The organism is Myxococcota bacterium, from assembly GCA_035498015.1.
Taxonomy (GTDB): Bacteria; Myxococcota_A; UBA9160; order SZUA-336; family SZUA-336; genus VGRW01.
Genome location: DATKAO010000097.1, coordinates 20223 through 34473 on the forward strand (window position 1 = coordinate 20223; position 14251 = coordinate 34473).

A 14251-nucleotide genomic window follows, 5' to 3' on the forward strand; every position below is an offset into this window, starting at 1 on the left:
AGGTGAGCGACGAGGGCACGATTCGCGGCGCGTACGACGGCTCGAGCGTCGCGTTTCGCGCGCTCGAGGCCTGGGGCTGGGGCGAGTTCGTGAACCTCGGCTTCTACCCGCTTCTGGCGCTGCCCGGGCTGCTGTTCGGCATGGCGCCGTTCCAGCGGCGCCTCGCCGCGCGCGCCGTCGATCTGCTGGCGCCCGGCCCGGGCGAGCGCGTGCTCGACGCGGGCTGCGGGCGCGGCGGCGCGTCGGCGCTCGTCGCGGCGCGCGGCGCCGAGGTGCTCGGCGTCGATCTCCTGCCCGAGAGCATCGCGGCGGCGCAGGCGCGCTTCGGCGCCGACCCGCGGCTGCGCTTCGCGGTCGCCGACGTGACTCGCCTCCCGGCTCGCGCCGCGGGCGTCGACCTGTCCGCGGGCTGCTTCGACGCCGTGCTGTGTCTCGAGGCCGGCTTCCACCTGGGCGCGAAGGGGCGCCGCGCGTTCCTGGAGGAGGCCGCGCGCGTGCTGCGGCCCGGCGGGCGGCTCGTGCTGGTCGACTTCGCCTGGCGTGACTCGCGCCCGGAGCGCATCGCCGAGCTCGACCGCGACCGGCTGGTGCGAGACACCTGGCGCTTCGCCGAGTTCGAGCCGCTCGAGCGCTACCGCGCGTCGCTGCGCGAGCTCGGCTTCGTGGAGCGTGCGTTCCGCGACTGGACCGGACCCGTGACCGACCGCTTCCAGCACATCGCGACCTTCCTGGCGCGCACCGGAAACACGCGCGCCGGCCGCGCGTTCTGGTGCGCGCTGCGGCCGCGCCTGGCCCGGATCCCGCCGCACGAGTGGGCAACGCTGGTCCCGCTCATGCGCGCTCACGACGAGGTTCGGCGTGCCTCGCGCTACGTCGCGTTCCTGCTCGAGAAGCCGGCTTAGCGCGCTGGCCGCGTGCGCCGCGCTCGCCCTCGCGGGCCCGGCGCGCGCCGACGACTGGCAGACGCTCTTCCGCTCCGACGGAGTCACGGTGGCCGAGCGGCCCGAGCCGGAGCGCGCGCTGCCCGATTTCCGCGGCGAGATCGAGCTCGAAGCCGACGCCTACGAGGTGCTCGCGGTGATCCTCGACGTGCCGCAACAGACCGAGTGGATGTGGCAGTGCCGGGTGAGTCGCGTGCTGCGGCGCGAGGCCGACGACGGCGTGCTCGTGTACCAGGTGCTCGACGCGCACTGGCCCGCCACCGACCGCGACGTGGTGTTCGAGAGCGTGCCGCACGTGGTCGAGCCCGGCAGGCGGCTCGAGGTGCGCTTCGAGAGCCGGGACGACCCGGCCGCGCCACCGATGGCCGAGCTCGTGCGCATGCCGCGGCTCGCGGGCGACTTCGCGCTGGAGGCGCTCGGCCCCGGCCACACGCGAGTCACCTACACGGTCTCGGCCGACCCGGGCGGCGCGCTGCCCGCCGCCTTCCTGCGCCAGACCGTGCGCGAGTCACCGTTCGACACGCTGGTCGGCCTGCGCCGGCGCGTGGCGGAGACTCGGGGCCGCTACGCCGGGGTGGCCGATTCCTGGCGCTCGCGCGGCGCTTCCACGCGGTAACATCGAGTCATGCCGAAGGGGAAGAAGTCGAAGAAGGACCTGGCGGCCCGCTATCGCGTCGACGACGGCCACGGCTTCCGCCTGGCGGACGTGGACCCGGAGGACACCGCGCGCCTGGAGTCGGCCGACGAGGCGAGTCCAGAGATGGCCAAGTCTCTCGAGACACTGCGCGACCTGCAGCAGAAGCTCTACGCCGACGACCGCTGGGCGCTCCTGATCCTCTTGCAGGGCATCGACGCCGCGGGCAAGGACGGCACGATCGCGCACGTGATGTCGGGCGTGGATCCGCAGGGCTGCCAGGTCTGGTCGTTCAAGCGGCCGTCCGAGGAGGACCTCGACCACGACTTCCTGTGGCGCAGCGCGTTCCGCCGCCCCGAGCGCGGCCGGATCGGCATCTGGAACCGCTCGTACTACGAAGAGGTGCTGGTGGTGCGCGTGCACCCCGAGCTGCTCCAGCACGAACATCTGCCCGCGCGCCTGGTCACGAAACAGATCTGGAAGGAGCGCTGCGAGGACATCGTGGCGCACGAGCGCTATCTCGCGCGCAACGGCGTGGTCGTGGTGAAGCTGCTCCTGCACGTCTCGAAGGAAGAGCAGCTCCGGCGGCTCCTCGCGCGCATCGAGGAGCGGGACAAGAACTGGAAGTTCGAGACCGGCGACATCGCGGAGCGCGCGCACTGGCACGACTACCAGGACGCATTCGAGGACATGGTGCGGCGCACCGCCACGCCACACGCCCCGTGGTACGTGGTGCCCGCGGACCACAAGTGGTTCGCGCGGCTGGTCGTCTCACAAGTGCTCGTGGCCACCTTGCGCGAGCTCGACCCGCAGTATCCCGAGGTCGACGCCCCACGCCGCCGCCAGCTCGCGAGGATCCGCACCGCGCTCGAGCGCCAGAAGTGAGATGATGTGCGCCGTCGTCTGAGGAGGGTGGCATGAGTCTCCTGTCCGATTTCCGCGACTTCGTGAACCGGGGCAACGTGATGGACCTGGCCGTGGGCGTGATCATCGGCGGGGCGTTCGGAAAGATCGTCTCGTCCCTGGTCGGCGACGTACTGATGCCGGCGATCGGCATCGTGATGGGCGGCATCAACTTCGCGGGCCTGGCGGTGCAGATCGGCGGCACGGCCGAGGCGCCGGTGCTGCTCAAGTACGGCTCGTTCATCCAGGCGATCGTCGACTTCCTGATCATCGCGTTCTGCGTGTTCCTCTTGGTCCGCGCCGTCACCGCGGTCCAGAAGCCCAAAGCCGCGGCACCCGCGCCACCGACCGCGCAGGAGAAGCTACTCATGGAGATCCGCGACCTCCTGCGCGCGCGCGGCTGAAGCCCGCCGGGGCGGCAGCCCGCAGGCAAGTCTCTCGCAGAACACGGCGCGCCCGGAAGGCGTTAGGATCTCGTCCGCCCAGAAGGAGCCCCCCACGCCATGCGCCGGAGCCTGTGCGCGCTGCTGCTGCTGCTGTTCTGTCCCGCCGCCGCGGCCTTCGGCGCGCCCCAGATCGACATCACCGCGCCCACCGACAACCTGGTGACCAAAGTCGCGACGATCGACGTGGTCGCGACGGTGACCAACGCCAACGGCGCGCTCACCGTGAGCGTCGGGAACATCACGGCCACGAACGTGGGCGACGTGTACACGGCCTCGAACGTGCCGCTGGCCAACGGCCCGAACACGCTCACCGTCACCGCGACCGACGACGACGGACCCGTGACTGCCGACGTGCACGTGAAGCGGCTTCCGTTCGCGGTGATCGACGCTCCCGACGACCCGAATGTCGCAGGGCTGCAGTTCACCACGCCGCTCAGCTCGGTCGACGTGTCGGGTCACGTCGAGGACAACGAGCCCAACGGCACGATCGAGCTCAGCGCCGGCTTCTTCGCCTTCCCGGCCACGCTGACCGCCGACCCCAACGATCCGACGCGCTTCAACTTCACCGGCACCGTGCCGAATCTCTCCGAGGGCGACACGGCGATCCGGGCCTTCTACACCGACGCACACAACAACACCGACGCGAGTGACCCGCTCACGGTGACCCGCACGCGCGTATGTACCACCAAGACCGACTTCACGGTGCCGGGCGATCCCAACGACCCGAACGCGTCGCAGAACTACTTCGTCGACCGCAGCGACGACCTGCCCGACGCGGACCCGAACGACGCGAAGTGCGACATCCGCAAGGAAGTCCGCACCATCCCGAGTGACCCGAACGACCCCAACGCGCCGTTCGAGCCGCCCGCGGTCTTCGGTCACTGCACGCTGCGCGCGGCCATCGAGCAGGCCAATGCCCACCCGGGTCCCGACACGATCTCGATCCTCTCCGCGCGCAAGATCGTGCTCACCCGCACCGGCGGTCACGAGGACGCTGCGGACCGCGGCGACCTCGACATCCAGGACGACACCCGGATCGTCGGTATCTCGCGCGATGCCATCGTGATCGACGGGCGCAAGCTCGGCGATCGCGTGTTCGACGTGCGGTCCGGCAAGCGCCTCGAGCTCGTGAACGTGACCGTCCAGTTCGGTCAGACGCCCAAGCCCGACAAGAACGACCCGAACACGATCGAGCGCGGCGGCTGCATCCGCAGCCAGGGCCGCCTCGACGTGCGCAACGTGGCGCTCTTGAACTGCACCTCGGGCGACGCGGGCGGGGCCGTCTCGCTCGAGGACGGGAACAGCGCCATGGCGTGCGTGATCGTGGCGCGCAGCAAGGCCAAGACCGACGGCGGCGCGATCGCCTCCGACGGGGTGCCGCTCACGATCCAGAACTCGACTCTGGCCATCAACTCGGCGAGCGGAAGCGGCGGCGCCATCTCGATGGGCGGCGGTGAGTCCGCGCTGGCGCTCGAGCTGCGCAACGACACACTGAGTCAGAACAAGGCCAAGGTGGCAGGCGGCGCGCTCGACCTGGGCGGCCTGGTCGAGGCCACGATCAACAACCTCACGTTCGCGAACAACAGCGCGAAGACGGGCACGTCGATCTCGACCACCGACGGGGCCACGGTCACGATCTCGAACTCGATCCTGGGCGACAAGTCGAAGAAGGCCTGCGATCCGGGCTCGCCGGTCGTGTCCACGGGCGGGAACGTGGAGCTCGGCGACACGTGCAACCTGCAGGCGCCGCCCACGGACCTGCCGGGCACCGATCCCCAGCTCGAATCACTCGCCACGAACAACGGCACCACGCCCGCGCACCGGCTGAAGGACACGAGCCCCGCGATCGACCACGCCGGCGTGCAGACGCCGTGCGAACCGCTCGATCAGCGCGAAGTCTCGCGCGGCGACTGGCCGGGGAACGACCCGAACCTCGGTGTGAACGCCAACCCGAAGTGGTGCGACTGCGGATCGCTCGAGCTGCGGACGGCGCAGCCGCAGTAGGCTAGGCTGCGGCGCATGAAAAACCGCCGTGTCACTTTCATTCGCCGTGTGATCGCCGTCACCATACTGTGCTCGACGAGCTTGCTCGTGACCACGGGCTGCTTCGGCAGCTTCACCACGCTGCACCGGCTGTACCACTGGAACGAGACCGTCGACGCCAACAAGTGGGCCAAGTGGGGTGTGTTCGTCGCCACCGTGGTCGTGCCCATCTATCCCAGCGCGACGCTGTTCGACATGGTCTTCACCAACTCGGTCGAGTTCTGGAGCGGGCGCAATCCGATGGAGACCGCGGAGGTAAAGACCGAGACCGGTGAGCAGGTCAGCATGCGCGTGCGCGACGACGGCGCCGTCGACGTCGCGATCCACTCGGACTCGCAGCCGGTGACTCGTCTTTTGGTCCGGCCCGAGCGCGACTCGATCGCGGCCTACGACGAGGACGGAAAGCTCGTCGCACGCGCCGTCGAGGTTGCGCCGAAATAGACTCCGGCCTCTACTACCACCCGGAGTTCGTCACGCCCGAGGACCGCGCGGAGATCCGCGCGTGGCTGGCGTCGATCCACCCGCTCTGGGAGAACCGCTTCACCGAGGCGCGGGCCGCTGCGGCCGGCGGACAGCGGCGGCTGCTGCGCCCGGTGTATTGGCTGGGTGGGTGGCAGTTCGCGTGTCTGGACTACTACCGCCCGCCCTCCGGGCTGCACGACCGCTGCGTCGCGGCCGAGCCGTATCCGCCCGTGCTCGCGCGGCTCGTGGCCGAGATCGAGCAGCGCGCGCACAAGCGCTACCGCGGACCGGACCTGCCGCAGGGCTGGGAGCTCAACACCTGCCTCGTGAACCTGTACGGCAGCCGGCGCGAGGACGGAAAGTGGGTCGACAGCGCGCGGCTCGGCGAGCACCGTGACTTCGAGCCGGGCCCGGTCGCCTCGCTCTCGCTGGGTGAGCGCGCGCTGTTCCAGTTCGTGCGCCGCGGCGCGAAGCACGAGCCCACGCGCGTGGTCGCGCAAGAGTGGCTCGCCGACGGCTCGCTCCAGCTCTTCGGCGGCGACGCGTGGAAGAAGCGCGCGCTGCACCGCGTGCTGCGCGTGGAGAAGAAGGGCGGCTTGCGCTTCGACGTGCGCGTGGCCGACTTCGAGACCCGGCGCGTGAACTTCACCTTCCGCTGGGTGCCACGCGCGCACATCGTGCCGTTCGCGAAGCTCGCGGAGCCCGCGCGCTCGGACGTGCGCGGCTACGTCGCGGAGCTGGCGCGCGGCTCGCAGTTCTGGGCAGGCCAATTGACCTGATTGGCCTGGCCTAATTGGCCTGATATTGACCTGAATGAATGGGATTTGACCCGGCCAATCCCGCGATCCATCCTGTGCGCCATGCTGATCCCCATCGAGCGCCGGGCGCGGGAGCCGATTTCGGACCAGATCGTGGCCTACCTGCGGCGCGCGATCGAAGCGGGCCGGCTCGCGCCGGCCACGAAGCTGGAGCCGATCCGGGTGCTGGCCAAGGACCTGGGCGTGAACCGCGAGACGGTCGCGATCGCCTACCGCGAGCTCGAGCGCCTGGGGCTCACGGAATCGACGGTCGGGCGCGGCACCTTCGTGCAGGGCCGCGGTCCGACACCGAACGGTGTCGCGGCGCCGGTGGCGCCGGCCGAGCGCCCCTTCGAGCCGACCTTCGCGCGCGCCGCCGAGGCCGCGCGCGCCACGCTCGCGGCGCGGGTCGACTACGACGCGCCCGAGGGCGCGGTGCGTTTCGAACGCCTGATTCCCGACGAGTCACTCTACCCGCACGAGGAGTTCCGCAAGACGCTGCAGCGCGCGCTGGCCAAGGGCGGCGCGGCGCTCTACGAGTACGGCGACCCGCGCGGCGATCTCGGCCTGCGGCGCGCGCTGGTCGAGCGCATGGCGCGCGCGGGCATCGAGGCCGAGCCGGACGACGTGCTGATCACCGCCGGCGCAACGCAGGGCTTCGCGATCGCCACGCGCCTGTTCTGCGACGCGGGCGACGCGGCCGTGGTCGAGTCACCCACCTATCCGTGGGCGTTCGGCGCGCTCACCGCCATGGGCGTGCGGCCGCTCGCGGTGCCTCTCGGTCCGGAGGGCCTCGACCTCGAGCGGCTCGACTCCGTGCTGGGCCGCGACCGCGCGCGGCTGATCTACACCATGCCGAGCTTCCACAATCCCACGGGCATCTCGACCTCGCTCGCGCACCGGCGCCGTCTGCTCGAGCTGGCCGGCAAGCACGGCGTGCCCGTGCTCGAGGACGACTTCGAGAAGGACCTGCGTGTGCGCGGTCGCGGCGCGCCCCCGCTGCGCGCGCTCGACCGGCGCGGCCTCGTGCTCTACATGGGCACGTTCTCGAAGTCACTCTTCCCGGCCGCGCGCGTGGGCTGGCTGTTCCTGCCGCCGGGCGTGATGCCGGCGGCGCTGGTCGCCAAGCGCGCGCTCGACCTGACCACGAGCCCGCTGATCCAGGCCGGGCTGGCGCTGTTCCTGAAGGAAGGCCGCTACGACCGCCACCTGCGGCGCGTGGTGAAGGAGCTCGGCCGGCGGCTCGAGGCCGCCGAGCGGGCGCTGGCTCGCGCGCTGCCCGAGGGCGCCTGCGTCGCGCCGGCGGAGGGCGGGTTCCTGTTGTGGGTGACTCTGCCGGCGCCGCTCGACGCGGCGGCGCTCCTGCCCGAGGCCAAGCGCGCCGGCGTGGTCTACGCCCCGGGCGAGCTGTTCCACCCCGACGGGCGCGGCGCGGCCAGCCTGCGCATCTCGCTCGCGCACACGCCCGTGCCCGAGCTCGAGCGCGGCATCCGGGCGCTTTGCGAAGTGATTCGCGCGGCCCAGCCGCGCGGCAGAAAGGCGCGCGCAGCGCGCGCGCCGGAGGCGGTCCATGTCTAGCGTGAAGGGGCTTCCCTACGCCGTGCTCGACGTCTTCGCCGAGGCGCCGCTCGCGGGCAACCCCGTGGCGGTGGTATTCGGCGCTGGAGGTCTCGCGACCGCCGACATGCAGGCGATCGCGCGCGAGACGAACCTCTCGGAGACCACGTTCGTGCTCGCCGACTCCGCGCGCGAGGGCGCGTTCGACGTGCGCATCTTCACGCCGGGTCACGAGCTGCCGTACGCGGGTCACCCCACGCTCGGCACCGCCACGGCGATCCGCGAGCGGCTGCTGGGCGGCGCGGCGCAGTCGCTCGTGCTGCGCCTGGGCGTGGGCCCGGTGCCGGTGCGCTTCGCCGCCGATGGCGTGGCCTGGCTCGAGTCACCGCCCGCGCGCTTCGCTGCGCTGCCCGGCCCCGAGCGGGCCACCGCGGCAGTGGGCCTGCCCGCGAGCGCGCTCGACCCCGCGCTGCCGGTCGAGGTGCAGGGCACGGGCGCGAAGCAGCTCTTCATTCCGCTGTGCGACGTGGCGGCGGTCGAACGCGCGCGCGTCGAGACCAGTCACTACGAGAAGCTCATGGCCGACGGCGCGCCCGGATCGCTCTACGTGTTCGCGCGCGGCGCCCGCGACCCGCGCAATCACTTCACCGTGCGCCTGTTCGCGCCCGCCTACGGCATCCTCGAGGACCCGGCGACGGGCAGCGCGGCGGGCTTTCTGGGCGGCTACCTGGTGCGCCACCGCGCGCACGGCCCGGGCGCGCTCGACGTGCGGCTCGAGCAGGGTCACCAGATCGCGCGGCCCTCGCTCCTGCGCGTGCGCCAGGGCGCGAACGCGATCGAGGTCGGCGGGCGGGTGATTCCGGTCGCCCGTGGAGAGTGGCTGTGATCGAGATCCGCGAAGGCGCCGGGCGCCAGGACCTGGACGCGATCCACGGCTATCTCGTGCGTTCGTACTGGGCCGAGGGCATCTCGCGCGAGCGCGTGGCGCGCTCGCTCGCGCAGTCACTCTGCTTCGGCCTGTTCGCGGGTGCGCGGCAGATCGGCTTCGCGCGCGTGGTCACCGACCGCGCCACCTTCGCCTATCTCGCCGACGTGTTCGTGCTCGAGGACTGGCGCGGTCAGGGGCTCGCGCAGCGGCTGATCGCCGCGGTGTGCGCGCACCCCGACCTCTCCGACCTGCGCCGCTTCGTGCTCTGGACGCGCGACGCGCACGGGCTCTACGCGCGCTTCGGCTTCGAACGGCTGGGCGATCAGCCCGGATTGATGGGGCGCCTGGCGCCGTTCGGTTACGCGCAATCCCCAGCCACAGGAGACTCCCCATGAACCAAGAGCTCACACGACTGAAGGTCGGACTCGCCGAAATGCTGAAGGGCGGCGTGATCCTCGACGTGACCAACGCCGAGCAGGCGCGCATCGCCGAGGACGCGGGCGCGGCCGCCGTGATGGCGCTCGAGCGCGTGCCGGCAGACATCCGCAAGGAAGGCGGCGTGGCCCGCATGGCCGCGGTCGAGGTGATCGAGGCCGTGCGCGCCGCGGTGTCGATCCCCGTGATGGCGAAGTGCCGCATCGGGCACACAATCGAGGCGCGCCTGCTCGAGTCACTCGGCGTGGACTTCATCGACGAGAGCGAGGTGCTGACGCCGGCCGACGAGGAGCACCACGTGGACAAGTCCGCCTTCCGGGCGCCGTTCGTGTGCGGCGCGCGCGACCTGGGCGAGGCGCTGCGGCGCATCGGCGAGGGCGCGGCCATGATCCGCACCAAGGGCGAGGCGGGCAGCGGGAACATCGTGGAGGCGGTGCGGCACCTGCGGCGCATCGGGCGCGAGATCCGGGCGCTGGTGCAGGCGCCGCGCGACGAGTGGATGGCGCAGGCCAAGGAGTACGGCGCGCCCTACGAGCTCGTGACTCGCGTGGCCGAGCTCGGCAAGCTGCCCGTGCCGAACTTCGCCGCGGGCGGCATCGCCACCCCGGCCGACGCCGCGCTGTGCATGTCGCTCGGCGCCGAAGCCGTGTTCGTGGGCTCGGGCATCTTCAAGTCGCAGGACCCCGCAGCCCGGGCACGCGCGATCGTGCGCGCCACGACTCACTGGCAGGAGCCCAAGGAGGTGCTCGAGGCGTCGCGCGGCCTGGGCGCGGCGATGCCGGGGCTGGCGCTCGAGGCGATCCCCGAGAGCGAGAGACTCGCGAGGCGCGGCTGGTGAACGTCGGCGTGCTGGCGCTGCAGGGCGACTTCGACGCCCACGCCCGCGCGCTCGAACGCGCCGGGGTGACTCCCGTGCTCGTGCGAGCCGCGGGCGAGCTCGCGCGCGTGGACGCGCTGGTGCTGCCGGGAGGTGAGTCGACCGCCATGCTGAAGGGCCTGGCGCGCGACGGCCTGGAGGCGCCGCTGCGCGCCTTCCTGGCCTCCGGCGCGCCCGTGCTCGGCACCTGCGCGGGGGCGATCCTGCTGGCGCGCGAAGTCAGCCATCCGGCGCAGCGTTCCTTCGGCGCGCTCGACATCGACGTGCGGCGCAACGCCTACGGCACGCAGCTCGACTCGTTCGTGGCCACGGCCGAGGTCGACGACCCCGGCTCGCCGCTCGCGGGGCTCGAGTGTGTGCTGATCCGCGCGCCGCGCATCACGCGCGTCGCTGAGTCGCTGCTCGTGCACGCGCGGGTGAAGGGCGACCCCGCGCTCGTGTCGCGGGGCCCCGTCTTCGCCGCGACCTTCCACCCCGAGCTGGGCCGCGACCCGCGCGTCTACGCGCTCTGGCTCAGAAGCGCGAGCTCGCGAGCTTGACGTCGGCGCCGGACCAGGCCTCCTGGAAGCGGCGGTCGACGTCGTCGGCGGACTTCTGCTGCGCGCGCATGCTCGCGCCAAGGCCGTAGAGCGACCAGCCGTTCTCGGGATACTCGACCAGGTCGGCGCGATAGACCGCCTCCGCGTCGGCCGGCCGGCCCGCGGCGAGCAGCGCGGCGCCCTGGTACTGGCGCACGGGCAGCGGCCAGCCCGGCGGCTCGGTGTAGGCGAGCGCGTCCTCGGCGGCGTTGGCCGACTCGAGTGACTCGACCGCATGGTCGGTGTCTCCTTGCTTGGCGGCGATCTCGGCCGTGAGCAGGTGACCCGCGATCTGCAGCAGCTGCGACGCGGCACCCTCGAGGAAGGCCAGGTTCTTCACGGCGTCTTCCGACGCGACGGCGTCGAGCGCCTCGCGCTCCTTCACCGCCTGGTCGAGCTTGTCGGTGTTCGCCAGCGCCATGCCGCGCGCCCAGTGGTACATGCCGGTCGCGTAGCGCAAGTCTTCGGGCGGCGCGGGCTCGGCCAGGATCTGCTCCCACTTGCCGAAGCGCACCGGCGCGAAGTAGCGGATGGCGTAGATCTCGTGGGCGGGCGGCGCGGCGCGCGCCGCGTCGGCAGTCACGACCTCGGCGAGCCGCTTCGAGGTGGCGAGCGAGGCTTCGGCCTTGCCTTCCATGGTCTCCGACGCCCACAGGAAGTGCAGGTTGTGCGGGTAGTACGCCTGCTGGTAGAAGCCGCCCGACTTGCACCAGGCCATGTAGGCCTCGTCGGCTTGCGCGCCCTTGGCGTTGGCCGCCGAGGCGTCGCGATACAGCCCCACGCGCATGTAGGTGTGCGCGGGCATGTGCACCAGGTGACCCGCCATGGGCGCGAGGCTCTCGAGCCGCTTCGCGCTGGCCAGTGCCTTGCCGGGCTGGCCCGAGGCCTCGGTCGCGTGGATGTAGTAGTGATTCGCGCCCGGGTGCTCCGGGTTCGCGGCGAGCACGCGCTCGAGCTGCACGATGATCTCGCCCGTGTACTCGGTCTGGTCGCCGTTCTTGCGCCAATACGCCCAGGGAGTCAGGTCCATGAGTGACTCGGCGAAGAGCGTGGCGGCGTCGAGATCGTCCGGGTAGGCCTTGGCGAGCTCGCGCATGGCGTCGGCGTAGGCCTTGTCGAGCGCGGCGCGCTCGGCGCCGGGCTGGTCGGAGTAGCGCGTGGCGATGGCCGACACGTAGGCCTGCTCGCGCTGGCTCGCCTTGGGCGCGCGCTTCTGCGCCTCGGCCACGGCCTCGAGCGCGGGCTTCACGGCGTCGGCCTCCATCGGCGCATTGATGTTGGGCCCGAGCGCGAGCGCCTTGCCCCACCAGCACATGGCGCAGTCGGGGTCGAGCTTCTGCGCGGCCTCGAAGGCGCGGATCGCCTCGAGGTGATTGAAGGCGTAGACCAGGCGGATGCCCTGGTCGAAATACTTCTGGGCCAGCGGCGTCGCGCTGATCGGCATGTGGTGCGTCGAGAGTCCGTCGATGAAGCGGCGGAAGCCCGGCGGCGCGTCGAGGCTCTCCTTGTGCGAGCAGGACAACGTGGCGAGCAGGAGCGCGGCTGCCACACCGAGCCCCCTTCCCATCTGACTCACGCATCTCTCCTTCCGTTGCGGATCGAGGCCCACGCGCGACTCACTGCCTCGGGGGCGACGCCGTCGCGGATCACGACTGAGCCCACGCGCTCGGGCAGCACGAAGCGGATGCGGCCCGACGCGACCTTCTTGTCGAGCGCCATCGCCTCGGCCAGGCGCGCGTCGGCGGGCAGCTCGGTGCGGCGCGGCAATCCGGCGCGCGCGACCACGTCTTCGACCTCGGCGCGCAGGCCGGGCGCGGCGAGGCCGACGTCGGCCGCGAGCGTCGCCGCGGCGAGCAGCCCCAGCCCCACGGCCTCGCCGTGCAGCACGCGCCCGTAGCCGACCGTCGCCTCGATCGCATGGGCGAAGGTGTGACCCAGGTTCAGGTGCGCGCGCACGCCCGTCTCCTTCTCGTCCTCGATCACCACCGCGGCCTTGATCGCCACGTTGCGCGCGACCAGCTGGACGAGTGAGTCGGGCTCGAGCGCGAGCAGGCGCGGCATCTGCGCCCGCGTCCACTCGAACAGCGCCGGATCGCGAATCAGCGCGTGCTTGATGCACTCGGCCAGCCCGCAGCGCAGCTCGCGCGCGGGCAGCGTGCGCAGAGCTCGCGGATCGGCCACGACCAGCACAGGCTGGTGGAAAGCGCCGATCAGGTTCTTGCCCTGAGGCACGTTCACGCCGACCTTCCCGCCCACCGAGGAGTCGACCATGGCGAGCAGGGTGGTGGGACACTGCACGAACGGCACGCCGCGCAGGTAGGTCGCCGCCGCGAAACCGACCGTGTCTCCCAGGACGCCGCCGCCGAGCGCGATCACGGGCGCGCGCCGTTCGAATCTCCGCTCGAGCAAGACGTCGTACAGCCCATGCACCGTGGCGAGCGTCTTGTTCTCCTCGCCGCCAGCGAACGGGACACAGGTGGTCTCGAAGCCCGCGCTCTCGAGCGAGGCGCGCACGCCGGGCAAGTGACTGGCCTCGAGCGCGCGATCGAACACCAGGAACGCCGCGGGCGCCGGGGCCACGGCGCGCACGCGGGCGCCCAGCCCCTCGAGCCCACCCGGCTCGATCACGACGTCGTAGCGGTGGTGCGGCAGCGTGACGGGGACGGCCGGCATGCGGCCCCGGAGCTTAACGCGTGCGGCCCGTTGTGCACGAGCCGTAGGATGCGGGGGTGACCCGTCTTCTGCTCCTGCTCGCGGCGCTCCTGGCCGCCTCGCCGGCGCGTGCCGATGCCGAGCGCGTGCGCGCAGCCCTGGCCTCCGTGCGCTTCGTGGCCTACACGCCGCGCGGCTTCGACCCGGGCGCGGATCGCCCGCCCGAGCCGGCCGCCCTGCGCGCCGACCTGGCGCTCCTGCGCGGGCGCTTCGACGGACTGGTCACTTACTCGTGCGCGAACGGCCTCGACCGGCTCGCCGGCCTGGCGCGCGAGGCGGGCTTCCGCGCGGTGGTGCTCGGCGTCTGGTCGCCCAGTGACTCGCGCGAGCTCGCGCGGGCCCTGGCCGCGGCCGACGCCGAGCGCGGCGTGGTGATCGCGCTGGCGCTGGGCAACGAGGGGCTGTTCTTCGGGCGCTACGACGCGGGCGCGCTGGCCGGCGCGTTCGCGCGGGCGCGCGCCGCACGGCCGGACCTGGCGCTCGCCACGAGCGAGCCGTTCGCGGTGTATCTCGAGCCCGCACGCGCCCGCGCCCTGCCCCGGCAGGACTTCCTCTTGCCCAACATCCACCCGACCGGCGAGCCGTGGTTCGCTGCGGCCCCGCCCGACGCTTCGGTCGAGCTCGTCGCGAACGTGGTGGCGGAGCTCGAGCGGCGCTTCGCGCTGCCCGTGCTGGTGAAGGAGACGGGGCTGCCGAGCGGGCCCGCCGCCGACGGCTTCAGCCCCGCGGCGCAAACGCGCTTCTGGGAGTCACTCGCCCGGCGCCTGCCGCCCACGCGCGCGCACGCGTTCGCCTGGTTCGAGGCCTTCGACGCGCCCTGGAAGCCCGCGCGCGCGCTCGACGCCGCGCCGGAGAAACGCGCGCGCGAGGCCTTCTGGGGCTTCTGGGACGCCGATGGCCAGCCCAAGCCGGCGCTCGCGGCGGTGCCGCGCTGAGAA

Annotated in this window: 15 protein-coding genes; 13 read left to right on the plus strand and 2 right to left on the minus strand. The window is 72.2% G+C overall.

Features of this window, described 5'->3' with window-relative positions; genetic code table 11:
* Positions 1–2 precede the first annotated feature (2 nt).
* The 12 genes from VMR86_08270 (at position 3) to pdxT (ending at position 10562) form a co-directional block, all read left to right on the plus strand.
* The gene (locus VMR86_08270) at positions 3–902 is read left to right on the plus strand and encodes a methyltransferase domain-containing protein (protein ID HTO07042.1); all 900 of its coding nucleotides are present in this window, start codon (positions 3–5) and stop codon (positions 900–902) included.
* Complete coding sequence (locus tag VMR86_08275; protein ID HTO07043.1) at positions 859–1557, plus strand: START domain-containing protein; 699 nt, start codon at positions 859–861, stop codon at positions 1555–1557. Before VMR86_08270 ends, VMR86_08275 begins: the two co-directional genes overlap by 44 nt.
* Positions 1558–1566: 9 nt before the next feature.
* Entirely contained in the window at positions 1567–2460 is an 894-nt protein-coding gene (locus VMR86_08280) for a PPK2 family polyphosphate kinase (protein HTO07044.1), read from the plus strand.
* A gap of 32 nt (positions 2461–2492) precedes the next feature.
* Positions 2493–2882, plus strand: coding sequence for a large-conductance mechanosensitive channel protein MscL (gene mscL, locus VMR86_08285; protein HTO07045.1), 390 nt, complete (start codon positions 2493–2495; stop codon positions 2880–2882).
* A 99-nt stretch (positions 2883–2981) separates the two neighbouring features.
* Positions 2982–4928 (plus strand): choice-of-anchor Q domain-containing protein, encoded by a 1947-nt coding sequence (locus VMR86_08290; GenBank protein HTO07046.1) that lies wholly within the window; start codon positions 2982–2984, stop codon positions 4926–4928.
* A gap of 15 nt (positions 4929–4943) precedes the next feature.
* Complete coding sequence (locus VMR86_08295) at positions 4944–5408, plus strand: DUF3332 family protein (protein ID HTO07047.1); 465 nt, start codon at positions 4944–4946, stop codon at positions 5406–5408.
* Complete coding sequence (locus VMR86_08300) at positions 5405–6208, plus strand: alpha-ketoglutarate-dependent dioxygenase AlkB (GenBank protein HTO07048.1); 804 nt, start codon at positions 5405–5407, stop codon at positions 6206–6208. Before VMR86_08295 ends, VMR86_08300 begins: the two co-directional genes overlap by 4 nt.
* 81 nt (positions 6209–6289) lie before the next feature.
* Positions 6290–7804, plus strand: a complete 1515-nt coding sequence (locus tag VMR86_08305; GenBank protein ID HTO07049.1) for a PLP-dependent aminotransferase family protein — start codon at positions 6290–6292, stop codon at positions 7802–7804.
* Positions 7797–8669, plus strand: a complete 873-nt coding sequence (locus tag VMR86_08310) for a PhzF family phenazine biosynthesis protein (protein ID HTO07050.1) — start codon at positions 7797–7799, stop codon at positions 8667–8669. Before VMR86_08305 ends, VMR86_08310 begins: the two co-directional genes overlap by 8 nt.
* Positions 8666–9106, plus strand: coding sequence for a GNAT family N-acetyltransferase (locus tag VMR86_08315; protein HTO07051.1), 441 nt, complete (start codon positions 8666–8668; stop codon positions 9104–9106). The genes VMR86_08310 and VMR86_08315 overlap by 4 nt, the downstream gene beginning before the upstream one ends.
* The gene (gene pdxS / locus VMR86_08320) at positions 9103–9984 is read left to right on the plus strand and encodes a pyridoxal 5'-phosphate synthase lyase subunit PdxS (GenBank protein ID HTO07052.1); all 882 of its coding nucleotides are present in this window, start codon (positions 9103–9105) and stop codon (positions 9982–9984) included. The genes VMR86_08315 and pdxS overlap by 4 nt, the downstream gene beginning before the upstream one ends.
* The gene (pdxT, locus tag VMR86_08325) at positions 9981–10562 is read left to right on the plus strand and encodes a pyridoxal 5'-phosphate synthase glutaminase subunit PdxT (GenBank protein ID HTO07053.1); all 582 of its coding nucleotides are present in this window, start codon (positions 9981–9983) and stop codon (positions 10560–10562) included. Before pdxS ends, pdxT begins: the two co-directional genes overlap by 4 nt.
* On the opposite strand, the gene VMR86_08330 is transcribed toward pdxT, so the two are convergent.
* Together VMR86_08330 and aroB are read right to left on the minus strand one after the other, a co-directional pair.
* Complete coding sequence (locus VMR86_08330; GenBank protein ID HTO07054.1) at positions 10537–12150, minus strand: hypothetical protein; 1614 nt, start codon at positions 12148–12150, stop codon at positions 10537–10539. The two genes, pdxT and VMR86_08330, sit on opposite strands and share 26 nt — an antisense overlap.
* Before the next feature lie 23 nt (positions 12151–12173).
* Positions 12174–13274 carry a 3-dehydroquinate synthase gene (gene aroB, locus VMR86_08335; GenBank protein ID HTO07055.1) on the minus strand — a complete coding sequence of 367 codons (1101 nt, stop codon included), beginning with the start codon at positions 13272–13274 and terminating at the stop codon, positions 12174–12176.
* Positions 13275–13330: 56 nt separating this feature from the next.
* On the opposite strand from aroB, the gene VMR86_08340 reads away from it, so the two are divergent.
* Positions 13331–14248: a hypothetical protein gene (locus VMR86_08340; GenBank protein ID HTO07056.1), complete on the plus strand. Its 918-nt coding sequence runs from the start codon at positions 13331–13333 to the stop codon at positions 14246–14248.
* The last annotated feature ends 3 nt before the right edge of the window (positions 14249–14251 follow it).